The 26214-nt window shown below is 42.0% G+C and carries 18 protein-coding genes, 1 tRNA gene and 1 pseudogene; 7 read left to right on the top strand and 13 right to left on the bottom strand.

Annotated elements, in window-relative coordinates; translation table 11 throughout:
- Positions 1–54 precede the first annotated feature (54 nt).
- From I3252_RS09205 to I3252_RS09255, 11 genes and pseudogenes are all read right to left on the bottom strand, one after another.
- A pseudogene (locus tag I3252_RS09205) lies at positions 55–836 on the bottom strand (IS3 family transposase); the annotation flags it as partial.
- A gap of 199 nt (positions 837–1035) precedes the next feature.
- Positions 1036–1782 (bottom strand): hypothetical protein, encoded by a 747-nt coding sequence (locus I3252_RS09210; RefSeq protein WP_193008267.1) that lies wholly within the window; start codon positions 1780–1782, stop codon positions 1036–1038.
- A 24-nt stretch (positions 1783–1806) separates the two neighbouring features.
- Positions 1807–2223 carry a hypothetical protein gene (locus I3252_RS09215; protein WP_193008265.1) on the bottom strand — a complete coding sequence of 139 codons (417 nt, stop codon included), beginning with the start codon at positions 2221–2223 and terminating at the stop codon, positions 1807–1809.
- A complete protein-coding gene (locus tag I3252_RS09220) occupies positions 2220–3212 on the bottom strand; it encodes a DUF2345 domain-containing protein (RefSeq protein ID WP_238034976.1) in 993 nt (330 codons plus the stop codon). Before I3252_RS09220 ends, I3252_RS09215 begins: the two co-directional genes overlap by 4 nt.
- Positions 3213–3371: 159 nt before the next feature.
- Positions 3372–3965 carry a hypothetical protein gene (locus tag I3252_RS09225; protein WP_193008261.1) on the bottom strand — a complete coding sequence of 198 codons (594 nt, stop codon included), beginning with the start codon at positions 3963–3965 and terminating at the stop codon, positions 3372–3374.
- A gap of 186 nt (positions 3966–4151) precedes the next feature.
- Entirely contained in the window at positions 4152–5048 is an 897-nt protein-coding gene (locus tag I3252_RS09230; protein WP_238034977.1) for a hypothetical protein, read from the bottom strand.
- 14 nt (positions 5049–5062) lie between these two features.
- Positions 5063–7729 (bottom strand): DUF2345 domain-containing protein, encoded by a 2667-nt coding sequence (locus I3252_RS09235; protein WP_238034978.1) that lies wholly within the window; start codon positions 7727–7729, stop codon positions 5063–5065.
- 172 nt (positions 7730–7901) lie between these two features.
- Positions 7902–8615: an OmpA family protein gene (locus I3252_RS09240; RefSeq protein WP_045451536.1), complete on the bottom strand. Its 714-nt coding sequence runs from the start codon at positions 8613–8615 to the stop codon at positions 7902–7904.
- A gap of 233 nt (positions 8616–8848) precedes the next feature.
- Entirely contained in the window at positions 8849–9829 is a 981-nt protein-coding gene (gene tagF, locus I3252_RS09245) for a type VI secretion system-associated protein TagF (protein ID WP_238034979.1), read from the bottom strand.
- Positions 9826–13872: a type VI secretion system membrane subunit TssM gene (tssM, locus tag I3252_RS09250; protein ID WP_238034980.1), complete on the bottom strand. Its 4047-nt coding sequence runs from the start codon at positions 13870–13872 to the stop codon at positions 9826–9828. The genes tagF and tssM overlap by 4 nt, the downstream gene beginning before the upstream one ends.
- 66 nt (positions 13873–13938) lie before the next feature.
- Complete coding sequence (locus I3252_RS09255; RefSeq protein ID WP_238034981.1) at positions 13939–15711, bottom strand: hypothetical protein; 1773 nt, start codon at positions 15709–15711, stop codon at positions 13939–13941.
- Positions 15712–16127: 416 nt separating this feature from the next.
- Between I3252_RS09255 and I3252_RS09260 the strand changes: the two genes are divergently transcribed.
- From I3252_RS09260 to icmH, 4 genes are all read left to right on the top strand, one after another.
- Positions 16128–17177 carry a M15 family metallopeptidase gene (locus I3252_RS09260; protein WP_238034982.1) on the top strand — a complete coding sequence of 350 codons (1050 nt, stop codon included), beginning with the start codon at positions 16128–16130 and terminating at the stop codon, positions 17175–17177.
- A gap of 31 nt (positions 17178–17208) precedes the next feature.
- Complete coding sequence (locus tag I3252_RS09265; protein ID WP_238034983.1) at positions 17209–17895, top strand: hypothetical protein; 687 nt, start codon at positions 17209–17211, stop codon at positions 17893–17895.
- Between the two features lie 9 nt (positions 17896–17904).
- Complete coding sequence (tssK, locus tag I3252_RS09270; protein ID WP_238034984.1) at positions 17905–19251, top strand: type VI secretion system baseplate subunit TssK; 1347 nt, start codon at positions 17905–17907, stop codon at positions 19249–19251.
- Between the two features lie 114 nt (positions 19252–19365).
- Positions 19366–20178, top strand: a complete 813-nt coding sequence (icmH, locus tag I3252_RS09275) for a type IVB secretion system protein IcmH/DotU (protein WP_060491495.1) — start codon at positions 19366–19368, stop codon at positions 20176–20178.
- A gap of 259 nt (positions 20179–20437) precedes the next feature.
- Here icmH and I3252_RS09280 read toward each other — a convergent pair.
- Together I3252_RS09280 and I3252_RS09285 are read right to left on the bottom strand one after the other, a co-directional pair.
- Positions 20438–20513: transfer RNA gene (locus I3252_RS09280), tRNA-Asn, on the bottom strand.
- Between the two features lie 299 nt (positions 20514–20812).
- Complete coding sequence (locus tag I3252_RS09285; protein ID WP_238034985.1) at positions 20813–22015, bottom strand: pyridoxal phosphate-dependent aminotransferase; 1203 nt, start codon at positions 22013–22015, stop codon at positions 20813–20815.
- Between the two features lie 557 nt (positions 22016–22572).
- Here I3252_RS09285 and I3252_RS09290 point away from each other — a divergent pair.
- Genes I3252_RS09290 through I3252_RS09300 form a run of 3 tightly spaced genes read left to right on the top strand, consistent with a single transcriptional unit; the run spans position 22573 to position 26153 of the window.
- Positions 22573–23310, top strand: coding sequence for an SDR family NAD(P)-dependent oxidoreductase (locus tag I3252_RS09290; RefSeq protein ID WP_238034986.1), 738 nt, complete (start codon positions 22573–22575; stop codon positions 23308–23310).
- Positions 23311–23367: 57 nt separating this feature from the next.
- Positions 23368–25128: an FAD-dependent oxidoreductase gene (locus tag I3252_RS09295; protein ID WP_238034987.1), complete on the top strand. Its 1761-nt coding sequence runs from the start codon at positions 23368–23370 to the stop codon at positions 25126–25128.
- Positions 25129–25169: 41 nt separating this feature from the next.
- Entirely contained in the window at positions 25170–26153 is a 984-nt protein-coding gene (locus I3252_RS09300; protein WP_238034988.1) for a DUF1365 family protein, read from the top strand.
- Positions 26154–26214 lie beyond the last annotated feature (61 nt).

Consider the following 26214-nt stretch of genomic DNA (forward strand, 5'->3'; position numbering starts at 1 on the left):
AGATTACAAGCTGCTTAATTGGGCTTGATGGTGACAACTAGCTTGAAAAACTCCGATAGCGTAACCGACCAACTCTTTGGTATATAAGTCCTTGACCCCTGCTAAGTACAGCCAGCCCTCATTTGTCCAGATATAAGTAATATCGCTAACCCAAGACTCATTAGGGCGACTGGTGTCAAACTTCTGATCGAGCACGTTTGGATAGACCAGTTTGTGATGATTAGAGTCAGTGGTGACTTTAAAGCGCTTATGACGACGGCATTTGATGCCAAATTCTTCTTTGATGCTTCTGACCATGTATAGACTAATATTATGTCCTTGTCCGCTTAGATACGCATGCAGACGCTCAAAACCGTAGCGTTCGAGGGTTTCACTGTGCGCGGCTTTAACCAATAACTCGCACTGATTACGATGTACCTGCTGACAGCTGATATGACGACCTAGCCAGTCATAGTAGCTTGAGGGTTTAACCTGTAGTACGCGGCACATGCTACTAATGCTAAAGACTTGCTGGTTGTCTTTGATAAAGGCGTACTTGACTAGCTGTTTTTCGCGAAGTACGCCGTCGCCTTTTTTAATATCTCTCGTTCCTCTTCGGCCACTTTAAGTTGCCGCTTGAGCTGCTTTATTTCCTGAATAGCTGCCATAAGCTCAGGATCATATTGTTCTGTGCCGATAAGTTTGCCTTGATTGGCTTTACTGTGCCAATTAGTTAAGGTCTGCATGGCGATGCCAAGCTGCTTTGCGGTCGCTGAAATATTGCCGTTGTTGTCTGCTATCTTTTTAACAGCTTCGGCTTTAAATTCGTCACTGTAGGTTCTTACTTTCTTGGTCATGATAAACTCCGATTAATACGCTTAGTTTACCAAGTTTAGTTGTACGGTTTCTTCAGCATAGCTCAGTTGCTGTGCTTGGAGGTGGGTTTGCGGCTGGGTGGAGAGGACGAGGGTGTTGGCATATTTGATGTTGATGTGACTATTACTAGTGAGCAAGAACTTTTAGATCATTAATAAGAATTGGTAAATTTCGTACTTGTCATTTTAAGAAAAGCTTGTTTTTAAGTTCATGTTTAGAAGTTTCGAAATCCTCAGCATTGCACATTGTATTTAATTTTTTATTAGTGGGAAGACTAATCCAACCATCTTGATAGCTGAATTTATATGCATCATAACTTTCCTGAGATGAAAGACAACAGGCAAAAGAGCCTGCTAAGGCTTTGCACTCTTTACCATTTATACTTGCTTCAACGATATTAAGATTTGGTGCACCTAAAAGCTCTGCAGAGAAATAATCTAATCCTTTATCATCACTCGGTATGATCTCACTAATAATATCAATACCATCCAGATTAAGGTCGTAATGGTTTAGTTTATTAGTGCTATAGCTCAAAGAAGGAATTTCAGGTATATAAGTAACAATAGCATCTAATCGTGTAGGAATATTAGTTTGTGTAGAGTATAAGCTTCTTGATTGGTCATCAAAAGTAGCAATAAACTTATTATTTTTTAGTATGAATATATGTTCAGTATTTTCAGTACTTGATAAGATTGTAAATCCATTAACCTCATAGCTCTTATAGTCGTTTGCAAATACACCATTATCCTTGATTTTAGTATCGAAGTTCTCAATATCATTAGCTGAAAAACCATATTTCTCTAAATCAGATTTGTCGATATAGTCTATTAATGAAACTTTTTTAGGTTCAGCTAAATTTGAGTTATTAGTACAAGATGATAAACATATTATGCTAATAAATAGTAAAGACTTAATAATAATATTCATTGTTATATTACTCTTATAAGTTGATTATTTGTTATAGCATTGGTTTCCCACATCTTTCCAAGCTTCGTCGAACGTCTCGTAGTTATCCCAGTTCATATAATCTAAGCATCTTCTTATTCCAGGCATAGAACTAAGTTCCTGATATTCTAGCCTTTCCCCAGTAGCTTTGTACCAGTTGTAATCTTTTTGGAAAATACTCTTTACATGATTAAGAGTTGCTTGTCCACCTACTAACAAAGCTTGTAATGCTCCTAAAAGTCCACCAGGAGCATTAGAGTACTCTCTCAATAGCGCTGTTACTATCATATCTGTCGCTCTATCTTCAATATTGCTAACTTGCTCTTGAGAGATATATGAGACCTTCTGTACCACCTTATTTGTAGGTTTAGCTTTAGTTCTGTTACTAGTATATCTTTTAGCATGAGTTACTGGATCACTCATAAAGAGTCCTTATTATTTTGCCATGGTAGATTTAAGCTTAATTCAATTTCGTCTTCACTTTCTGAATGGAATTCTTCAGTCCATCCGTTTTCGTCAGTAGTGCCGCGATAGACTTCTCCAGTTCTTATATTTTTACCTATATATTTAACATTTGCATAAGGTAGGTTGTTAGCAAATACAAACTGATAAGTTAGATTATAAGGTTTATCATCTGTTGAGTTCTGCCACGGTAAACCTAAATGGACTTCAATTTCATTTTCGGTATCTGTATAGAATTGTTCAGTCCAGCCATTTTTATCTGTAATACCTTGAGTTGTTTCACCCGTTGTAATGTTTTTAGCTGTATAAGCTACATTAGCATAAGGCATATTTCTTGCAAAAATAAACTGGTATGCCAAATTATAAACTCCATCCATCAGCGTCTTTTTCTCAGGAATTATGCTAGGCAACCCTGCCAATCCCAACCCATCTACACCGCCTCCAGCCCTACTATGCTTACCAGCCTTCTCCGTAAACTGCTTTGCCGTAATCGTAATATCACCACCATCTAAAGTGATACTCGCACCACCAGCCGTCAGCGTAATTTTATTCGTCGCTACTATCTCAACCTCTTTAGTCGAGGAGGCAATATTCACATCTTGCTTAGCCGTGGCTTCAAGCTTACCCGTATGGGCGGAGAGGGTAATATTCTCTTTGGCATTGGTCATGCTAAATTGACCATCGGCTATGATATTTAGAGACTCGCTACTGACTTGGTTATGACTATCGCCACTACTGATATTCATGTCTTGCTGAGTGGTGGTTATCATCTCACCCATAGTGCGTTGGATAATCGTGTCGTCACTGACGTAACTTGTATCCGCTGCACTATCAATCAGCGTGAATGGTGTTGTTTGATGGGTCTTATTAAGCTGGTTAGCATCTTGCTCTTTGACGATACTCTCAAGCTGAGTCTTAATCGCTTTATGATCTTTGCTATTGCGACCCAATCCCGTTGCCAGTTGCGTGAGTCGCTCCGCTAGGTGCTGACCACCGAGTGCGGTTTGGGTCAGCGTTGGCGTATGCTGCTGGTAGTCGTGCTCTTGGGCTTGTGCGTGGGTTTGCGGCTGGGTTGAGAGTACTAATGCTTCGCCCGTTTTTAAATGGTTCTATATATTACCTATTGTTTGAAATGGTCGTAATGATCTTTGATCCTTTAAAGAAATTCTAATGCGTGGTATATATTCAGGTAATTCACTAGCTGTGTTGTAATTCAAGTACTCTTTTTCATCTGATGTCTTAATTAAAATACTGACTATAACGTTTGGATAGTCTTTTGAACTATATAAGCGATTTAATAGGTAAGTATATTTGTTTGTAGAGGTGCTTTCTAAACGTTTATTTTTTGCTATATCATAGTTTTTAAGGTTTAAAGCATCAAAATCTAAATTTTTTGTTTTTAACTCTTTCTGAGTAGTCGTAGCTATTTTAATTCTTTCAATATTTGTAATTTCGTTGTTTAAACTAATAGATATATGCAATGGATCATTTATAAAGAAGTAATCTTTCATAGGCCCTTGTTTAGGAACATGTGGTTTGAATTCTCCAAATTCATCAACATTATCTAATAGTGTAGACTTTCCAGAAAGTATTTCCATAGATGACTTAAGAGCTTCATTAATGTTGCCATTTCCATTAGTGATATTTTTATTAATATTCTTCGATCTGACTACTGCATTAATTATCTTTTGATCATTTGTCATTGTAGATCCCTTTTTCTCTATACTCTGATAGCATCCTGACGAAACCAAAGCAATGAAAGTTATTGTTAGTAAATTTCTAATAGTTTTCTCCATTATTAATATTAAATGTCACAAAACATTTCATTAATATTTATCTACTATTAACAAAATATAGCTGATTCAGTAGATAATTATTAATTGAGCTTGTTACTTAGTAACACATAACTTCTTTTGATCAATTCCTAAACCTGATAGATCTCCATGATAACAGGACTGTTGAATATCTTGAAAAATGTTATCATTAGGTTCAAGAGACCAATGAAAATTTTCTTCTAATTTATATGGGTGCTCTAACTCTATCCCATCTACACCCTCATATTCTAATAAACTACCATTTATAAATATATTGTGAGAGCCATAAAGTTTTTCAAGCTGATCATACCAAGAATATGGAGTAACATAAGTTTTATTACGAATAAGCTTATTGGCTAGATCACTGGGAGTGTGAACATGCCCTTTACCACTAGGTGTAGATATATTCGCTAGATCTAGAATATCTTTTGCAGTTTCTGCACAAGTATCGTTTTTGTAGGCAGTATATTTTTCTTCTTGAGCAACAACTTGAAGCTTAAAATTGTTAGCATGGAGTCTTATACTATCTAATTGTTCTTTACTAATTTTAAATTTAAATAGCTGACTAGTTTCTGTAATAGTATATTCAGTATTACCAGGCCTTTTTCCACTATACTCGTCTATACCTTTTCGTCTCTCTAGAAAGTTTGGGTTAGCTAATGCACTATCTTGAATTTGTTGAGGTGTTCCAGCATTCTGATCTACACCTGGACCAAAACTAAAGAAAGTATCAACTACACCATTTTTTACCGTAATAAAATAGTTATGCCCATAGCCATCTTCAACAGTCAAATCTTGAGTATTCGTAGCTTTATTGAATGCTCTTTCATAAGTTTTACCATTTATTATAAGACTTTTCAATAAATTAACTTCAAATCCAATTATTAAATAGTATTCATTTGAAATTTTTATTATTTGATTATTTTCTGGCTTCGCTTGTGTAGCAGCGCTCGAAGTTACTTGTTGAGTCATTATTTTTTCTCTCTCTATGTTTGCCAGATAAGTTCTAAATGAATATCAATATCATCTTTATTATCGGACTGAAAGCGCTCTGACCAACCGTCTTTATCTGTATTACCTTTAAACTCTTCTCCTGTTACTTTATTAATAGCAGTGTAAGGCGTATTAGCATAAGGTTCCTCATCATCATCAACAAACTGATACGCTAAGTTATAAACTCCATCCATCAGCGTCTTTTTCTCAGGAATTATGCTAGGCAACCCTGCCAATCCCAACCCATCTACACCGCCTCCAGCCCTACTATGCTTACCAGCCTTCTCCGTAAACTGCTTTGCCGTAATCGTAATATCACCACCATCTAAAGTGATACTCGCACCACCAGCCGTCAGCGTAATTTTATTCGTCGCTACTATCTCAACCTCTTTAGTCGAGGAGGCAATATTCACATCTTGCTTAGCCGTGGCTTCAAGCTTACCCGTATGGGCGGAGAGGGTAATATTCTCTTTGGCATTGGTCATGCTAAATTGACCATCGGCTATGATATTTAGAGACTCGCTACTGACTTGGTTATGACTATCGCCACTACTAATCATCATATCTTGCTGAGTGGTGGTTATCATCTCACCCATACTTCTGTGAATCAGCGTATCGTCACTGGCATAAGCACTGTATGCTGCGCTATCGATTAGCGTGTAGGGCATCGTTTGATGGGTTTTGGTTTGCTGTTCTTCTGCGATAGTTTCAAGTTGGGTTTTAATCGCTTTGTGGTCATTGACATGACGTCCAAGCCCTGTTGCCAGTTGCGTTAACCGCTCAGTTAAGTGCTGACCTCCAAGACCAGTTTGAGTCAGAGTCGGGGTGTGCTGCTGGTAGTTATGCTGTCCAGATTGCGTATGAGTTTGCGGTTGAGTGGAAAGGACGAGGGCTTCGCCTGATTTTATATTGATTTGAGCGTTAGTAGTCGCATTGATGCCTTCGCGTTTGGCGGTGTCTGATGGATTGATGACCCCCATCTTTAGACTGGCAGATATCCCAGCACTGTCTATTTTTATCTGAGAGTAAGCTTTTTCTGTACGATGGTCAGTCACCCATTCAGACAGGCCGTTGCCCGTGTTGCGATAACCGCTTTCAATCGCTTGTTCGTTGTCCGTGGCAAATAGGCTAGGGCGACTCGATGACAATAAACTGCCAGTGTTAATTAGATGCTCGCTATCGCCGATAGACTGCATCAGGGTTTGGTCGTCCGCTCTATGGGTGAAGTGTGTGCCGTAGTTAGCGCCAGCTTGTGCCTCCAATCGGTTGATAGGCTGAGCTGGACTATCCAGTAAATAGTTGCGCGTGGGCGTCATATGGTTACGGCTATCCATCTCATTTTGCATTTCAGTGATCCCCGTCATCGGCGGTAGGGCATGTCTGCTATATAGATGACCGACCCACGGGGTATCAGCGGTAATGAGGCGCAGCTGAGTCAAATGAATGCCAGCTGTTAATGTTGACGCATGACGCTGTTGGTGGCGTGAGCTTTGGGTCAGCCCTGTGACATGCGCCAGACTATTGCGTGCCAAATGCACGATATGGGTAGCGCGGTAGTGTTGATTGAGCGCACTGTGATCGACAAGGATAAAGGTATCGGCAACACTCAAATCCGTAGCATGGGCTAGGGCATGATAGGCGCTATACTGACTTTGATGACTGTTTGCCACAATAGCCGCTTCATCTATGGCTTCAGTATCCGTTACTGGCGCAAAAGCAGCGGGCGTATCTAATGTGAGTGCGTGGTTACTGGTATCGCTTTCTTCATCGGCATGACTACTCATCGCAATGTCAGCGGACTGGGTTGGCTGTGCGACGCTGGCGCTATTAAAGCGCTGCATCGTTACTGAGTTTGGTTGGATGATGACCTGCTCACTCAATGCCAATACTGGTGCATGGACATGGTCATGTAACACTTGCTGGTAACGCAGCGCGCCAATATGTAAGCTGATGCCATCGCTGTCACTTGGACTATGCGATGTAATGATGAGCTTTGGTGGACTATGCTCGTCCGTTTGCTCATGGCGTAGATAGGCGGTCAGCCCTTGACGCGCGAGCCGCTTGCAAATATGTGTCCAGTCGCTTATTTGCCACTGGGTCATGCGTGCTGGTGACCAGTTAGCATCTTCACCATTGTTGCTGTCATCGATTATTTCTATATCCAGCGTAGCCATGCGCTCGGCTACCATCGCTTGTACGGTCAAATGAGTATCAATATGACTGTGTATATGCTGATGCAGGCGATAAGTGATGGGCTGTACAAGCAGGCGATAATAGCCGTAGCTGCCATCATGATCTAGCTGATGCACAGCCGTTATATACAGATGACGAAAGCTTAGGCCACTCGGAATATCAAAGCTCAAGGTCAGAGGGCTACCGATGAGATTGGTTAATGGCGTAAAGGGAGGGTGATGCCGCTCATGGATATAAACATGTAACACATAAGTGTCGATACCATGCTGCTGGTATTGGCGATTGCCATTGGGGTTTAGTTGAGCAATGATATCGGCTTCATCAGCGCTATGCATGAGCTTATCTTGCCACGCACGATGAGCATTGATGTCTTGGCGAGCGCTCGGATAGGGCGCTTGAGTGCTGCCTTCACTGGCATAGAGCCGATCAGGGTGCATAGGCAGCACGGTATTGGTCAAGCGTAGCATAGTTATGTCCCTATTTTTTTAGCAGTGGCTCTCTTTTGGCATTGGCATTTTTTGTAGCATCGATATCTCTAGTAGCAATGACAGTATGTTTTTCAGCATTATCAATACAGCTATCAGCACTTAACCGTCATTGCTTAGTGACCATTATCGTCATACGTTCTACATAGCGATGTTATTCATTAAGGGTAAATTCGATACGGCGGTTGCGAGTGCGACCTTCTTCGTTGTCGTTACTAGCGATAGGGTCTGAGTCTCCTTTACCAGTAGTACTGAGACGAGTCGCATTGATATTTCGACCGATCAAGTATTGTTTGACGGCTTCTGCACGCTTATTTGATAGGGCAAGATTGGCAGTAGAATTGCCGACATTATCGGTATGACCTGTAATAAGAACAGGCTTATCACCGACCCGCTGTAACACCCCTGCCATATCGTCTAAGATACCAAGACCCATAGGCGTTAGATTGGTGCTACCAGACTCGAACTCGACGATACGGTTGCCCAAAGTCTCGTCTATGAGGCGTTGTTCACCTTCTACCACGACCAGCTGATTTTCTAATTGATAGAGATCAGTTAGGCGCGAGTGAATACGGTTTTGAATGGCTTGCTTTTGTTCAAGGCTGCTTACCTTGCCATGTAAGCTAATGGTCGTTCCATGAATGTCGATACGCCCTTGACGAATGTTAGAAATGTCGCTATCAATGATAGTCGTGGCTATCTGTTGCCAGTTGGTTGGTATACTGATGTTCGAACGTACTTCGATTTCATCTCTGACAGGTTTATCAGGATACTGTGCTTTTAGTTTGTCGAGCAATTGCTGCTTGTCTGAGCTGGTAGCGACCACACCTTTGATGACCACTGGCACATTTTGTGAATTATTTGTCACATGAGTGTCGTTATGTTCTGCAAATACAACGGCGCTCATAGGCAGGGTGATAGCAGCGGCTAATAGCAGGTTTTTCGTGTGATTTGTTCGCTTGGATTTTGTTATTCTAGAGAGGACTTTCATTCAAGTACCTTTTTAATCTGTCTATTGTTGAGCAGTGACTAATTGCAGGGGTATGATGCATGGCGGCTACTATCAGCTGTTACGAATCAGCAGTTATCGTGAGCTATTATTTATTGTGCTAAAAAAGTTTTTTTAAACAATTGCCTAGTATCATACAGATATAAATTGTCTTGTAACAATAATTTATTGAAACGGGTCAACCCAATGTCTTCATCGATATAGCCTTGAGTCCAGTCGCTATGAGCGATGACCACCCAATCTTCAGGATAAGTTTGTTCACTTTCTGATATTTGCTTGAGTATACGTCCATCTGGTTTAGTAAAACTCATGAGCAGGCGATAGCAATTAGCGACACGATATAAGTAGGTATTCAAGTAGAGCTGGTGTGGCTGATAAAAACCATTGATGAGATCGTGCCAAAAAGTGGCCATGTGTATCGAGTTTTCTCTATCAGAGGTAAGTGACCAGCAGATGGCTTTATTTAAGCCATGGAAACCCTTAGTAAAAGTAGGTAAAAATAACAGGCCAGTGGCAATGATTTGCTGTATCAGCTGCGCTTTATCAATGTTCATTAAGATCGCGATATCATGCAACGTAGTGGTATTGATAAAATCATAGTAGTAAGTACTGGCATTGTTATCGATGCTGAGTTGGCTATGGTTGAGGTGCTCCATAAGATCGCTATTGTCAGTTTTGGATTTGGCCATACTCAAAACTTCATAAGTGTCGTTCCAAAGCGCTGATGACTTGACGGGCAGATAGTTCATCCAGTTTTTCGGTTTATCGAGATGAAGCACGCCAAAACCTATCAATGGGTAATTTCTATAGCTACTATCGTGACTAGGGATCAAAACACCGGTGATAATCTCGTTAGCTCTAGTGTCGATATGACTGAAATTTAAAAAGGCAAAGTTATGATTACTGACATTGTCTATCGGAATTCCGCTAAATACACTTTCCGACACGGCTAGCGCTTCGCTGACCCATTCATCAATGGCATTGGTCTCAGAGATATGAGCGCGCGCCCGTACAAAGTCCCCGCGAGCAGGCAATTTTCCAAAATATACTAAAGGCAAGGAGTCTGGAGTCATGGTGTTTGCTCCTGCTGTTCAGTCAAGGCTGAACGATCATCAGTAGCCGTCGTGGTATCAGTAGGCGGTTGTACTGGTGGACTATTTTCATTATTGGTATTAGGGACTATAGTAGATACGCGGGCTGGCGGCGTGACATTGCTTGTATTTTGCTCGCCAGTTGGTACTGGCTGATTGGTGCCAGAACCTGTATTAGGAGTGTCACCATCAACAGCATTATTATCAGAAATTGGCCTTGCTGTACGTGTGACACCAAGGGCAATAATCTCCTCTGGTAGTTTCATTCCGGTAAAGGGATTGGTAGAGCGACCTTGACCGGTAGTGGTACTACTGCCGCTGCCGCTGATGATTCTAAAGCGTACAGAGACAGTGATACCGTCACCAGACCATGCCATCTCAAAGATATCATTGCCAAGTTCAGTACGGCGTGCACTGTTAATGAGCCTTTCTACCCCAAAGCTGCCTGCTTCTTCAAAGACAGTAAAGTCTCTGCCATCATAGTCCTTGGCTCGAATACTGGCACCAGGTTGGCTACTTGGGTTCGGCCATACAAACGTTGTCCACGCTTGAGTACCCATGCGATAACGCAACTGTTGACCATCGACTACAATGGTATATTCAGTCAAACCGCTGACGGGTAATGGCATAATTTGAAAAGTGGTTTGATTGGCAGCGCCACCAGTATTATTCGCACCAGCAGCGCCTGTGCTATTGCTGCCCATATAATTGGTAAAGTAACGGCCAAAATCAGCGACAAACTGCGGGTTGAGACCCAGACCTGCACCATTCCAGATTTTACTGGAGATTTGATCGCCGCGGCGAATGATAAAGGGCGATAACGTTTCGTTGACGAATCGCGCCACATAGCCATCTTCGCCGAAGAATTGACCGATCTCTGCAGGCGTCGCTTCTAAGTTTGCATTGGCGGTAAAGGGATACTTACTGCCTAAATTATCGAGGAAAGGCTTATAGACCTGCGCTTTCCAAACTTTATTAATCTCAGCCTTAGTGGGCGTCAGCAGCATGTTAAATGAACGAGTCAGTGGCTCACTCAACAACGGACGAACCAGTTGTTTTATTTCAGAGTTGGCTTGACTCAGGATCTGCTCATCTAATATCTGTAGAGATTTGGTTAACTCTGAGCCTTCGGGGCTGAGGGTTTGTGAGGCAAACAACAAAGCATCAGGGCCGATGTCGTCACTACGAGCGATATTGTTAAAGCGGGTTCTGATATCACCTAAACTGACTAAATAGTGGTCTAATAATGACAGATCCTGATTTTCTTCTCTTGGCGTTACTAGCGCATGTATAGAAGAGAATTCTTGCGCAATCACACCTGAGCTTGCTTGTGCTACAGGCGCGGCGTTACTAGAGCTGCCACCATTATTCATCGCAGCTTCTGCTTGCCGCAGCTCAGCAGGGCTTTGACGCAGGATGGTTTGCTTAAACCAATTGACAAATGAGCGACGAGATTCGCCACCATTGCCAGCTGCTTGATTAGCCGCTTTATTGTCCCATTGAGTTTGGCGATCTACTGTCTCAAACAGGGTTTTTAACGGTGACTCTGTGGCATTGGACAGCTGGTTTAATAAGACCGCATGATCATCGAAGCCTGTGCTATCCCGAACATATACTTGAGATAAAAAACGTTTCCATTCACTGATATATTCTTGCTTATAGCGATTGACCAGATATTGTCGTATCTGTTCAGGACTGCCCGTCAAGGTAAGGTCATCTTGGCTGCTGGTGGCCAACACCCAATCATCGGCGACCACTCTCGTAGTGGCCGCTTTATCAATCTCATCACTGACGAAAGCCTCCCATGCCTCTTTAGTAAAAGTGCCTGAAATTACATAGCTACCAAGCAGTGCTTCATTAGCATTGTTTTGCGTAATCTGTGCAACCGTGACCGATGGGAAGCGGGCAGATGCACGCATTTTAATCTCAGAGTAAACCCGCTCACGAGCAGGTTGACCTTTGCTAACCTTGGATAAATTGCTACGGGTTTTGTCTATCAGCCCTAAGTCATTTTGGATCAATGGAAAGGCGGGGTCGTCGACATGAGCCAAGGTGAAACTCAAGATACGCTCAGCTTGGCGAATCATCTTGTCACGCGGCATGTCAGCGCGATTGGCTTCGAGCCAGTTGCGCCAAAAACGGGTCATCTGATCACTCAAATGACTGGCCTCTAAATTGTCATGATTGCCAAGCATGAGATAAGCTTTGAGCGCGTTATAAGCATCTTCAACGTCTGTGGGGTCCGACTGGATATAAGCATCATTAACGGCAGCATCAGAGGTGTCATCAGTGTTTGAGTCTCCTGTACGGACTTCTAATTGATCGGCATTGGTATTTACTTCGGTCAAAAACGTTTCGATATTTTGTTTGGTTGGCGCTAAGACGATGATGCTGATGCCGTTGTAATATTCTGCTAGCAATTTTTGCTTAAGCTTATCGCCTTGATAGAGGCCAAAACTCAAAGACAGCGGCTTGTCGTCTTCATAGCCTTCAAGCTGCTCGATTCGACTTTGTAGAATATTGAGCGACTCAAGCTGAGATTGTAAATCACCGTTAGAATTTTTTTGTAGCGCTGCGACTTGCTGTAAGTCAGCCACGACACGCTCAGTGAGCTGTTTATTATTGGCATAAGACCATGTCCACAGACCGACAGCCGCACACAAAGTCACGACAGCAGCTAGCGTCGCAAGCGCACGATGACTGCGCTTGTGTCGATTTTTATGCTGCTTGACCAAATGCTTGTCTTTTAGAATGACTTTAGAAAATAGATCTTGTAAAAAATAGGGCTTGTCTGCGGCTTCTTGCTGCGCATTGAGCGGTATCGCAGGTGGGTGCAAATCGTAATTTTGTACCATTTGCAACGTCATTTGGCTGCTAACTTGCCCGTCCTGCAAGGCGCTGGTAAAGTAAAAGCCACGCAATATGGGCTTAAATTGGAAAGGGTTGTCCTCAAACAAAGCATGCATCAGCGTCCGTATCATGGGACGTAATGACTGAAATTCCATTGGGAAAGTCATTAGACTGGGAGATACCGTGCGCTGATGACGTAAGGATAGCTTAGTGGTGCTCAAATCTTTTAAACCATTGACCAATACGCCAAAATGTTCTTCGAATACGTCAGTAATATTGATGTTTTCTGGGTCTTCAGGGTAGGGAATGGTCGCGCCCCATACTTGGCTGCGCTCTTCTTGCTCATAGTCATTAAAGAAGTCACGGAAGCCTGAAATCAAATCCATTTTAGTAAAGACCACATAGACAGGCGCATAAACTTCTAACTGTTCAGTTAAGTCTTGCACACGGCTGCGCAGATTCTTGGCCAAATCCAAGGCATAGTTTGGGTCATTTTTGGTGAGTTCGGCGATACTGACCGCGATGATGATGCCATTGATCGGTGCTTTAGGTCGATTCTTTTTGAGTAGGCTTAAAAATGACAACCATTCTGAGCGATCTTCTTCATAAACGGAGTAACGTCCTGCGGTGTCGAGCAAAATACCTTCAGTCGAAAAAAACCAATCGCAGTTACGTGTACCGCCGACGCCTTTAACGGATAGCTTGTTACCTTGTTCCATAAAGGGGAATTTTAAGCCAGAGTGTAGCACTGCAGAGCTTTTGCCTGCCGCGGGATTACCAATGACCATATACCACGGCAGCTCATATAACGCCGCTTTGCCTGTTTGATCGCCTATCTTTGATTTGCGAATGGTTTTAATGGCATCTTGCATTTGCTGACGTAGCGCTTGCACTTCTTGAGCGTTTTCATCTTTGGCCACATGAGGGCTATCGTCACCTTGGCTCTCGTTGCCATTATCCTCCACTAAGTTTGCCAGCTCATCTGAGGCAAGCTTACGTTTTTTCCACAGGTAATAGCCAAGCGCCCCCAGCACCGTACATGTGATTAGGACGCCAATGATTATGACAAAGGTTTTAATAGTCACATAATCATAAAGTAAGACTAGGGCGACTATGAGCCCCAGCGCCAATAATACTCTTGGGTTATAGATAAGATGAAAAAACCTTGAAAACATGCGTGCTACCTAGTGTGAACTTAAGATAATAAAACGAGTATTTACCACGACAAAGCACCATTAAAACTACGACTCAGATGTTGGAGAAGAGTCTAGCAACCAAAGCATATTACAGTGCTTATGTTGAGTAATTAAAAAAGATATGTCTGACTCTTGTTGGTCTTCTTTGGCTAAGTCAATGAATAGTGATAGGCTGATGAATGGCTTCAACCAATTATTCAATGGCATATAATGCCCTAAATGATGCTCGTTTACTAGAGCGCCTTGTGCTATAAATGCTTCAAGAAAGCTCATATACGTTGATAAGTCATAGGACTGCTTTAATGGATTAATGTCAGACATGGCGGTAATGGCCATGTCTGACATAGCAACATTAGTCTTGTATTTTTCTTTGCTGCTGATGTCAGACGATTGTTTTGCGGACTTTACTGTCTGTTTATCAGGGGTTTTTAGCGTGGTCGTATCGGTCGGTGACAGTGAAAGCATATTGTCTATTAATAGACTTTTGATAGTCGTTAAATGATTCAAATAGCGACGTTTATCACTCAAAAGCTCAGTGCGATGAGCTGTACCTATCTCCGTTAATAAAATACGGGTACTGGCGTCAATATTGAGTAGCTCTTGAGCCGCTTGATTCGAGAATAGCAACAGCGCACCCGCCTCAGTTGGAATGACATTGGTCATTTGCTCAGAATACAAATGAGTGTCTAACCATTCTTCACTTATCTGTGAATCTGCAATGAGAATTAAGCAAAGATCCGGCGCAGTTGATTTAGATAAAGGCAGCAGATGTCTATTGATGAATTCTGTAGGTGTGGCAATGGCGGTATTATTAGCACTATGATTAGCTACGGTGTTTGCGACGTCAGTGCTGTCAGTTATGATGGTCGTAATAGCAAGCCGTGTATCAGGAATACCGTAAGTGGCTAACTGTTCTTTTATGGTCGCGATCAAAAATGCTGAATCGGCGCTGGCAGGTAAGCATAGATAGATAGGAAGATTGGTTAAATGACCAGCAGAGGCTGCTGTCATTTTGTCATCACTGTTCTTTTTACTGCTGTTATTTTCACTACTTACTTCGTTGGTACTCACCAAATAATGTTGCTGCCATTCGGGATGAATATGAATGGCTGCGTTGGACTGAGTCATATCTTGTTGGTGATGTTGGTAAAAGTGTTCGGCAAGGCTAGACAGCATCTCCTCACTCAGAACTAGCTGCTCATAAATTAATGCCTGTAAACGTAAGGTAGTATCATTTAACGCGGCTTTACGTTCAGTAAATCTCTCATCATCGATATGGCTGTCTAAATCACTGTTCGAATCTAAATAATGGTCTGAATAGCTGTCGTCAAACTCTGAGTCTGCTGAATAGGCATCAGAGATATTAGGATATGGTAGGGCGGCGGCATCAGGGAGTCTTGCAATCGGTTTGACCAACATTGGCATACCATCAATATCTGTCAAATCCTCGCTCAATACGGTTAGGTCTGCAACATTGTCCACCACCTCAGACCAACAGTCACCTTCTGGTAGGCAGACACGGCTATAGATGAATAACTGATAAGTATTGGGCGGCTTAATAGTGTCTGTTTTATCTGTTGTTCCATCAAGTATCTCTGGTGAATCGGTTGTTTGTTTATCCAGTTTTTTTTGCCACCATAAGAGCGCCATGATAGAGCCAAGAAACAATAAAGGGATGGTAACAAACCATAGTAATAAACCAGATGAGGTCAGCTGTCGCGCATTGTCTTTAAAGTACATCCAGACCAAAATGAGATACAACACCAAAAGCATGACTAAAACAGATCGGCCGTATGACAGTATTTTTTTTGCGCCCACTTATTTAAACTCCCTATTTGTTGGGTTTTATTATGATTATTACCATGTAGACAAGCTTTTCGATCCAAATTTTATGATATCTGCAAGCTTGTTTTTATTATATTAGTTAACTTTATTTGTCTTTTTTGTGATTCGGTTGTAATGATAGGAATCACTTTGAAAATGTTGTTAAACTATAAATTCGATAACCAGTGAGGGTTTTAGGAATTATTAAGTAAATTTTTATAATGAAATGGTATTTTTAAGCTGTCTATAAATAAGCTAATGGATAGGAATAAATAAAAATTAGTGTAATTAAGTTAGCTTTGTTTTAAAAGGAGATGATTTGTCTATATAATACTGACGAAATCATAATTATCAACGCCTGTTTATTATTATTATGTTTTTATCGTCTCAACTGTCGCTGACTCTTGCCTATGATTTACTTGACTGTATCGGTCTTTACATTGCTCTCTATCCTCATGATGGTCATGCTTTTTGATCGGCAGCTATGTGGGCGACTATTAGATAAGGTAATGGTATTTTTTCATCGATTGTCTAGCCTAAAATTCAAGCGTCCATCAATAAAGACACCAAAGAAAGCATTTGATTATCGTATCAAGCAGTTTATTCGTTTTATTTCGGACATAGATGTTTCTCGTATTCCAGTGATATCGGCATTGTCTTTTTTGATTGTCATGGCAACGGTTGGATTGTGTTATGCCCTGATTACCAATCATTCTCTGGAGGTTTATCATGCCAACGATACCGTGGCTAGCACGACAAATTTGCAAATCAGTCAACTACTCATAGGAGAGCGTCTGCGTCCACCGTCGCCTCCGCCAGAGGAGCTGTTTGCTGAACTAGAAGCCGAGGTTGCAAGCTACCAAGCTGACAAGACAGAGGAAGGCTATTGGCCGGATAATCAGACAAATATACCTCAGATTGATAGGCCACTAATGCTCCCTGAGCCTGATTTGTCTGACTTAAACACGCAAGATCATAGCACTGGCTATTCAGGTGACATGTTGGCTACACATCTAAACAATGGTCATATCAATATCAAAAATGCTGACCGTAATTGGCAAAAAATGAACTCGGATTTTGTCCAACGGCTGTTGACAGTGTATAAAGTAATGAGTGACCAATATGGCTATGATATGGTGCTGTTAGAAGGCTATCGTAGCCCTGCAAGGCAAGCAAGACTATTGAAAAAAGGCACTCATGTAACGAAGGCAGGATCATACAAGAGCTATCATCAGTTTGGTTTAGCGGGCGATAGCGCCTTTATCAGAAATGGTAAAATTGTCATAAGCGAAAAGGATCCTTGGGCAATGCGAGGCTATAAATTATATGGTAAAGTAGCCAAATCTGCCGGACTTGTGTGGGGTGGTGATTGGCGTATGATGGATCTTGGGCATGTCGAGCTGCGCAAAAAAGGCGTGCTCGGTCGCCCAGAAATGGCTGAGATTTTGACCAGTCAATAATGATAATAAAAAGCTAAGGTAAACTGAAAGTATGAATAAATGTATGACACTGCCAGTATCATTAATCGCCGCTACTTGCTTGTTAAGTGGTGCGATCGCCGGATGCAGCACTGATAAATTGAGCAAGTTAAATGACAAGGTATCAGCATTGGCAGGCGAGCCTCCTACTATAGATGCCATGAGCCATATCGTTGATAATGGCAAAAATAGTGCTGATCTGCAAAGTCTAAAAGCACAGCTAGAACTGCAGCAACAGCAGCTGGCGACCATGAGTGCTGAGCAGCAAGCATTACAAGAAAAACTGAAGCGTCAGCAGATTACCCTAAATATCAAACCCACCACTAATGCCAATGCAGGGCGTACCAAAGTAGGCACAGCAAGTACTGCCTATATCGCATTTTTGGAGGAGGAGAGTCAGTTTACGGATATTGAAGCGCTGGCGGCCAAAGAGATCAGTATTATCCCAAATCGTGAGAGCAGTCTGACTGTGAACATTCCACAAGACGCGCGCTTTATCGCTATTAAAGTGGGGCTGAGATATACCAAAAAGCGCTCACAGTTTCTTATCCCACTTGCCAGTCTCAATTTTGATACGCCACTGGCGATCAATATTGGTGGATGCGATGTCAGCATTACTGAGGGTATTGACCCAGCACTGGCACCTACATTTACCACCAAACTTAAATATTATCAGCAGCCACTAGTCAGCTGTTCTTAGGAGATTGTCTTGAGTAAACACAGGGTATTATGGGGAGAAGGGTTGTTTTTGCGACCCCAACATTTTCAGATTCAAGACACTTATCATGACTCGCAACGCGCTTTGAGTATGATGCTGGTGCATCCTTATGCTTATGGCGTATCTGACGTTCAGATTGATAAGCAACTTTTGGAAAGCAATTTACTAAGTTTTCAAAGTATTTATGCGGTATTGCCAGATGGTACGATATATCATGCGCCTCGTACCGACACTTTACCGAAAGCCATTACCTTAGATACCCAAGACAATGGCGATGAAGTTTTCGTATTTTTGAGTTTAGAGATTGTCCATAGTGGCGGCAGCAATATACAGACGGATCGTAGTGACAATCCAGCACGCTATGTAAGGGGTGCTATTGAGGCACAAGATCTATATAGCCAAGCGGCTGAAGCAGTCATTGACGTGATTAAGCTGTCGCCAAGTTTGCAATTAAGCCATTCTGCGCAAGCGCCTAGCCAAGATACCGTGTCCTTATTGGTAGCCAAGCTCGTGCGTACCACTCAAGGCGTCTATCAAGTCGATGATGATTATATTGTCCCAAGTGTGCATATTACGAGTAACCCTGCGCTTATTGGTCACGTATATCGTTTGATGACGATGATTAATACCAAGTCCACGTCACTGTATGACCATCATCGTCAGTCTAACAATGACTTACTGGAATTTCGCTCCTCAGATATTGCCTCTTTTTGGCTATTACATACGCTAAATACCGCATACTCTCAGCTCAGTCATCTATATAATAATGCCAAACTACATCCAGAACGCCTTTATGAAGCATTATTAAATGTCGCCAGCCAATTGGCTACTTTTAGCTCATTATATAAGGTGGGCGACTTACCTTCTTATCATCACGATAATGCCAATGACTCATTTGTTAGTATCATTTTGATTATTCGTGAGCTACTCAATACCGTCATTGCCAGTAACTTTATCTCGATTCCATTACGTCAAAATAAGCCATCTTATTATACAGGCGAGCTAAGTAGTGACAAGATCACGCGTGGCTCACAGCTGTATCTGTCTGTTAGCTCATCATTGCCGATGCACGAGCTCATCGATATCGTACCACGCCGATTTAAAATTGCGACGCCTGACTCAGTAGAGAAACGTGTGTTGTCAGCGCTGCCAGGCTCTTCTATTTCACATGTTAGCCAAGTACCCAGTGCGATACCAGTGAGACCAGGCTTTAGCTACTTCACCATCGAACCGGTAGGCGAGCTATATGACGAAATGCTCAAATCTGAATCTATCTGTATTTATGTGCCAAATGGCTTTGATGATTTAAAAATAGAGCTGATGGCTATCGTACAGTAGTTCTTTTTGTCTCTAGAGGTGCTGAGGTTGCAAGATGAGTATGCACTAGGGTGCGCTCTCATTTTGAGGACACGCCCTCAATAGTATTTGAAATAATAAGTATTAGGAATAATCATGTCAGGGAATAATTCAATGGGTTCTGCACCTTCGTTGTTAGATTCAGGCGAGGTGGCTTCAAAGGTCTCAGCAACTGGTCTAGATAAGCGTATCAGTAGTCAGTCGCTGGTAGACATCATGTATGACGGCTTTTACTTGGTGTTTTTATTGCGCAATCATTATTTCAGTACAGAGCCGCGACAATTTCGTCAAAAAATATATGATTTTTTAGATAAATTCGAGATGAATGCGCGCAAAAAAGGATTTCTGTCAGAAGATATCCATGAAGCTAAGTATGCGTATTGTGCGTTGATTGATGAGACCATCATGACCTCGCAGGAGCCAGAGTTTCAAACTTTGAAAGATGCTTGGGAGCTAAATCCTTTGCAGCTGGATTTATTTGGCTCACAAATTGCTGGTAATGAGTTCTTTGAGCGTTTAGATGGGCTACGCGAGCAAGGAGAGAGGCGTCTGCCTGCTCTGGAGGTCTATCACTATGCGATGCTGCTTGGCTTTCAAGGGAAGTATCGTTTAGAGGCGCCAGAGAAAATTCGTTATCTTATCTCACGCTTAGGGGATGAAATTGAGCATCTACGGGGTAATAAGAACGAGTTCTCGCCATTTTGGGCGATACCCGACCAAATCAAACACACGCTCACGAGCGAAACGCCACTATGGGTCATACTCACGGTCATGGCAGTGTTGTTGACCGCGATATTTGCTACCATGTGGCAGTTTACCAATAGTTTCTCGAATGAGCAGCTGTCAGCATACGACAATGTGATTCAAGAAAACAAAGAGCAAGCTCATATCTCAATTTTTCTACCCTAATTATTTTCCTTACTTTAAATGCTAACTTCTTTAACAGTTTTTATTTCAGCTGCATACGTTGTGCTGAAATAGAAACTGTTAGGACAGCAAGGTAATGGGTGTTATATCGTTGGCTACTTATTTTTCTACTGAGTTTTATATAAGTTTCTTTATGCCAATAAAAATAGCAGCCATAAAAAAACCCTCATCAAAGAGATGAGGGTTTTGGCAAATGCCATAATTGAATTAAAGATAATTCAAGAAATTTACAACTAAAATGTGGCTCTCCAACCTGGGCTCGAACCAGGGACACACGGATTAACAGTCCGTTGCTCTACCAACTGAGCTATTGGAGAATAAGCTGCAAGTGTTTAAAACCTTACAACGAGCCTTAGAAGCCTCTAACGAGTTCTTGCTAAGTGGGGCGTATTCTAGCAAAAATAAAAAATACGTCAAGCCTTTTTTGCATAATTATCAAAGATAATTATTTTAATAAGGGGATAAGGCGTTTTTCGAGGTTTTTTGCCAAAAAAACTCCCAATTGTGAGATGAATAAAAAGACGCCACATAGAGGATAGGTGGCGTCTTCGTTTATAAGCGCATGTTTAAGCACATACTTAAGCGTAGTAATTTTAAGACAGTGGCTGTTTATTTATTATTCAGCAACGTCTAGATCAGCAACCGCTTTTTCGATGCGTGATAAGGCGTCTTTTAGAGTCGCTTCATCAGTTGCGTAAGAGATGCGCATATAGCCACCAAGACCAAAGGCGTCACCAGGCACCACTGCTACGCCAACTTTCTCTAACAACCATGCTGAAAATTCAGTACATGATGACAGACCAGCGGCTTTGATGAGTGGTTTGATGTCAGGATATACGTAGAAAGCGCCGTCAGGACGCAGGCAGGTAATACCTTTAATCGCGTTCAAACCATCAACGACTAGATCACAACGCTTTTCAAAGGCTTCTACCATTGGCGTGAGCACGCTTTGATCACCACTGATAGCGGCTTCGGCAGCCACTTGGCTGATCGATGTTGGGCATGAGGTTGACTGTGATTGTACTTTTTTCATCGCCCCAATCAGCTTGGCAGGGCCACCAGCATAACCAATACGCCAGCCAGTCATCGCATATGCTTTTGACACGCCATTTAAAATAATCGCCCGCTCTTTTAGCTCAGGTGCGGCATTCAAAATATTGTAGAACTTATCGCCCGTCCAGCGGATGTGCTCATACATGTCATCTGAAACAACATAAACTTGTGGGTGCTTTTTCAGCACGTCAGCGATGGCTGTTAGCTCATCCAACGTATAAATCATACCGGTTGGGTTAGAGGGGCTGTTTAGTACCAGCATTTTAGTTTTGTCAGTGATGGCGTCTTCTAATTGCTCAGCGGTGATTTTGAAATCTTGCTCAGCAGGGCATTTGACGATGACTGGCACACCTTCTGCAATGATGACCATGTCAGGATAGCTGACCCAGTAAGGTGCCGGAATGATGACTTCATCACCTGGATTGATAAAGGCTTGCGCAAGGTTAAAAAATGATTGTTTACCACCGACCGATACTAGGATTTCATTGGGCTCATAGCTGATGTTGTTGTCACGTTTGAACTTCTCAATGATGGCTTTTTTGAGCTCTGGCGTACCATCGACAGCGGTGTATTTGGTAAAACCGTCATTAATGGCATCGATTGCTGCTTTTTTAATGTGCTCTGGCGTATCAAAATCAGGTTCACCAGCGCCCAAACCGATAATATCTTTACCAGCTGCTTTTAGCTCTTTGGCTTTATTGGTAATCGCTAGCGTAGGCGATGGTTTGATGTTGTTGACGCGGTCAGACAGTTTCAATTTACTCATGAGAGATCCTTTTTATAGTGGAGTGGGATTGGTGAAGCGCTATCATCAATTGTATAACGTTTGAGATGTCATTAGGACACGGTATCAGGAGGACACGATATCAGGCAGTTTCAAAAACTGCCGCAACGGAAGTTGATTTTTGAAAATAAATAACCGTTAATAAAGACAAGCGCTTTTAACAGGTTGGATATTTTCATGATAAATACGCTGACTAATCAGCCCTTTAATGTAAAGCTATTTTTGATTTTTAGTATTGTAGCATGTCGTAATTAGGCTGTCTTATAAGGCTAGTAACATAAAACGACAGACCTAAGAGCAATTTTTCCAGTGCGCGAGAGTAGACAGGTTCAGTCAATTGAGAGACGCATTGATTGCGAAACCACAACAATAAATCGATAGCCGTGCGCTATGATTGTTTAGATTTAATAAATAAAATGGATGATACCTTAATAAAAAAGGGTTAATGCCATCAGCTGACTAAAGATGATACGCAAGTATTTAGCACTTAAATGTATGGTAAGTTTTGTACTATCAGCACAAATAAAAGGACGTTTACGATGACTGACTCTACTAAGAAATTACATATACTTATTACTGGCGCGACGTCTGGTATTGGCAATCAATTGGCAAAAGACTATCTACTAGAAGGTCATCATGTCTATGCCGTTGGTCGAGACGATAGCGCATTGGCTGAGCTTGAGTCGTTAGGCGCAGAAACGGTTGACTTAGATCTCATGGATCGGGATAAAGTTATCGACGCTTTTGAAAAAATTGAAGAGGTTGATTTGGCGATTTGTGGCGCTGGCATGTGCGAATATTTGGACATGCCAAACTTCGATAGCGCCTCGTTTATGAAAGTGATGTCGGTAAATATGGGTACGTTGTCACATGCTATCGAAGGGATATTGCCAAAACTAATCACCTCAAAAGGTCGCTTGGTTGGCATTGGTTCAGCATCTGCTTATGTGCCATTTGCTCGTGCCGAAGCTTATGGCAGCTCAAAGGCTGCCATCCATTATCTAATGAAAACCTTGCAAATTAGCCTTGCACCGCATGATGTGTCGGTAAGCTTGGTCGTGCCTGGTTTTGTCGAAACGCCAATGACTAAGCAAAATGATTTTCCCATGCCCTTTATCCAAACAACAGCGCAGGCAAGCAAAGCTATTCGTGATGGTATCGCGAGTGGTCACGATGTGATCGAATTTCCCAAAAAGCTCACTTTACCGCTAAAGGTATTGGGTACGTTGCCAGATTTGGTGTGGCAGCAAGTCAGTGAAAAAATCAATAAAAAATAGCTTATATTGAAAAATTGCAAAAAACAAATTACTAAAAATATGAAAAGGAACGCATCAATGCTGTTTAACCGCCGTAAAAGCAAGAACCTAGAGACAGTCTCTCATGAAGCCAGCAGCCTCTCAAAACAGACGACTAACGTTCAAGCTAAAAAACGTATTGCTATCATTGGCTCAGGTGTATCAGGATTGACTTGCGCTCATTATCTGGTGGCGCAACATGAAGTGACAGTGTTCGAGGCTAATGATTATATTGGTGGTCATGTAAATACCATCGATGTGGTGCTACAAGACGGCAAAAAAGCAAAGAGCAGCAATGTGGAAAACAGTGCCATAGATACTGGCTTTATCGTCTTTAATGAGCGTACTTATCCCAATTTCTTTCGTCTACTGCATGAGCTGCAAGTGCCGTTTCAATCGACTGACATGAGCTTTTCGGTAAAGAATACAGCGCGTCATTTTGAATACAATGGTCACACGCTCAATACTTTATTATCGCAGCGTAAGAATGTCTTCAATCCAAAGTTTTGGCAATTTATCAAAGATATTTTACAATTCAATAAACATATCAAGCAGCTACGCCAAGACTACGAAATGACACGTGCTAACGGGCAAGATGTCAGCGCTTTTACTGAGCAAACGCTGGGCAGCTATCTCACAGAAAAAAGCTATGGCAAGCTGTTTATAGACAACTATCTGCTGCCAATGGTTTCTGCCATTTGGTCAACCAGTCTGCATGAAGTACAAGACTTCCCACTGGTGTTTTTTGCACAGTTCTTTGACAATCATGGCTTGCTCGATGTGGTTAATCGTCCGCAGTGGTTTACGATCAAAGGTGGCTCAAAACAGTACGTCAATAAGTTGATTCCACGCTTCATCAAAGCGGGCGGTAAGGTGAGAGTAAACAGTCCCGTACAGTCTGTGGTTCGCGATAGTGAGCAAGTATTATTGACGGTTCAAAATAAAAGCATTACTGATAACAATATCGAAAGCTTGAACGAAAAATTGGTATTTGACGAAGTTATCTTTGCTTGTCATGCAGACACCGCACTCAAAATTTTAACAGACGCCAGTAAGGATGAACATGAGGTGCTGAGTCATTTTCGCTTTACCAAAAATACCGCCGTACTGCATACCGATGTCAGTGTCCTACCGAACAAGCCATTGGCATGGGCCAGCTGGAATTATCTGATTGATGAGAATCTCGCAAATAAAACTGCGAGACAATCAGGACAATCAGCTACTGAAAACCATACTAAAAAAGCGCAAACATCAGCAAAACCAGTGCTGACTTATCACATGAATATTTTGCAACGCCTGACCAAAAAGCACAATTATTTGGTTACGCTGAATCCAGAAACCGTTCGTGAAAATGTTGATGATAAGCACGTCATCAAGCGCATCGATTATAGCCATCCTGTGTTTGATAAAGCGATGATTGAGGCGCAAAGCAGATGGTCGAGTATCTCTGGTAACGACATGCACACACATTTTTGCGGTGCCTATTGGTTTAATGGTTTTCATGAAGATGGCGTACGTAGTGGTCTACGTGTCTGTCAGGCGCTCGGTCATGATATTGCGATAAAGGACGAGGTTGATCCGACTCATCTGCCTGATACCGAGAGCGCACATACGCCGTTTCGTTATAAGGACCTACCGGTAAAGGCAGATAGCAAATTGCGCACACTTAATAAGCGTGAGGTTGTCACGGCGCTCACCAATCAGGAGCTGATTGAGTACATTGAACGTTTACAACCGCCTGTTAAAAATGATGAATCAAAGCGAAAGCGTCGCTTATTTGGTCGTCATAACGTGCAGTGATTTTGGCCGTGAGATCAACGAACACTATTGAAGAGAATGCTATGTCTATTGAAACCGACACGCCTAATAAGCTTTTACCCCATCAGTTGTTCCATGGGACGACTTGGCACAGTCGGTTACTGCCAAGTGTACATAAATTTGCGTATCCATACCGTTATTGGGGCATCAATATCAGCGCATTGGCTAAAGAGCTGGAGCTTCCTGAAGTAAGTACAGGTATGAGTAGCAAAAATAAGCTTTTAAAAAAGTTGCTTTCAAAAGGACGGCTGGTCAAAGGATTGCCATTATTTTCAGCAAAGAAAAAAGCCTTGCAGCAGTTTTGTCCTGATGATTACTTACAAGGTCTACCTGTACAAAAGTCAAATAGCCTAAGTAATCTATCCATGAGTGATAAGCAGGATAATTGTCGTTCAAATTCTGTTCAAGCACTTAATCATCGCTTAAACCAAGTGTTTACTGAGCAAGCGGGTAGTGCGCCAACAGGCGATATTATTGGAATGCTCGTTTGCCGCAATGCGGGCATATATTTTAGTCCAGTCAATTTTTACTTAGGTTTCGATGAGCAGCAGATACCATCCCATTTACTGGCTGAAGTCTCTAATACACCGTGGGATAAGCACCATTATTATGGGTTTACACTCAATGGCGCGAATACTGAATTTTGTCATAATAAAGATTTTCATGTCTCACCTTTTAACCCGATCGATCAGCTATATCGTTGGCAGGTTAAGGTAAAAAAGCAGCCGGATAATTGCTTGCAAGTTCGTATTGCTATCGATATCAGCGATGAGCGCGGTGAGGTATTAAAAACGGGTATAAAAATGGCTGGCGTTCCAATGACCGCCACAACGATTCGCAACAGCTTGCGAAAAAACCCGCTAATGAACATGACTTCTGTAACCCGTATTTATTGGCATGCTTTCAAGCTTTATGCGATTAAAAAAGTGCCTTATATTCATTATGATGAAAAACTGGCCGATAGCCAACAGAACAAAGCACCGACTCCAAAAGATATTCTTGGATAGTTGAAGGGCTAACGATCAGCCAAAGAAATTTATCAGCTTAACGCTTAAGCATAGAGCATTT

The sequence above is a fragment of the Psychrobacter sp. Ps4 genome (assembly GCF_022129285.1).
Taxonomy (GTDB): domain Bacteria; phylum Pseudomonadota; class Gammaproteobacteria; order Pseudomonadales; family Moraxellaceae; genus Psychrobacter; species Psychrobacter immobilis_A.

Excerpts from the sequence above, each read along its gene's own strand:
- I3252_RS09210 (WP_193008267.1), bottom strand. The coding sequence starts at position 1,782 with ATGAATATTATTATTAAGTCTTTACTATTTATTAGCATAATATGTTTA.
- I3252_RS09215 (WP_193008265.1), bottom strand. The coding sequence starts at position 2,223 with ATGAGTGATCCAGTAACTCATGCTAAAAGATATACTAGTAACAGAACT.
- I3252_RS09225 (WP_193008261.1), bottom strand. The coding sequence starts at position 3,965 with ATGACAAATGATCAAAAGATAATTAATGCAGTAGTCAGATCGAAGAAT.
- I3252_RS09230 (WP_238034977.1), bottom strand. The coding sequence starts at position 5,048 with ATGACTCAACAAGTAACTTCGAGCGCTGCTACACAAGCGAAGCCAGAA.
- I3252_RS09235 (WP_238034978.1), bottom strand. The coding sequence starts at position 7,729 with ATGCTACGCTTGACCAATACCGTGCTGCCTATGCACCCTGATCGGCTC.
- tagF (WP_238034979.1), bottom strand. The coding sequence starts at position 9,829 with ATGACTCCAGACTCCTTGCCTTTAGTATATTTTGGAAAATTGCCTGCT.
- tssM (WP_238034980.1), bottom strand. The coding sequence starts at position 13,872 with ATGTTTTCAAGGTTTTTTCATCTTATCTATAACCCAAGAGTATTATTG.
- I3252_RS09260 (WP_238034982.1), top strand. The coding sequence starts at position 16,128 with ATGATTTACTTGACTGTATCGGTCTTTACATTGCTCTCTATCCTCATG.
- I3252_RS09265 (WP_238034983.1), top strand. The coding sequence starts at position 17,209 with ATGAATAAATGTATGACACTGCCAGTATCATTAATCGCCGCTACTTGC.
- icmH (WP_060491495.1), top strand. The coding sequence starts at position 19,366 with ATGTCAGGGAATAATTCAATGGGTTCTGCACCTTCGTTGTTAGATTCA.
- I3252_RS09285 (WP_238034985.1), bottom strand. The coding sequence starts at position 22,015 with ATGAGTAAATTGAAACTGTCTGACCGCGTCAACAACATCAAACCATCG.
- I3252_RS09290 (WP_238034986.1), top strand. The coding sequence starts at position 22,573 with ATGACTGACTCTACTAAGAAATTACATATACTTATTACTGGCGCGACG.
- I3252_RS09295 (WP_238034987.1), top strand. The coding sequence starts at position 23,368 with ATGCTGTTTAACCGCCGTAAAAGCAAGAACCTAGAGACAGTCTCTCAT.
- I3252_RS09300 (WP_238034988.1), top strand. The coding sequence starts at position 25,170 with ATGTCTATTGAAACCGACACGCCTAATAAGCTTTTACCCCATCAGTTG.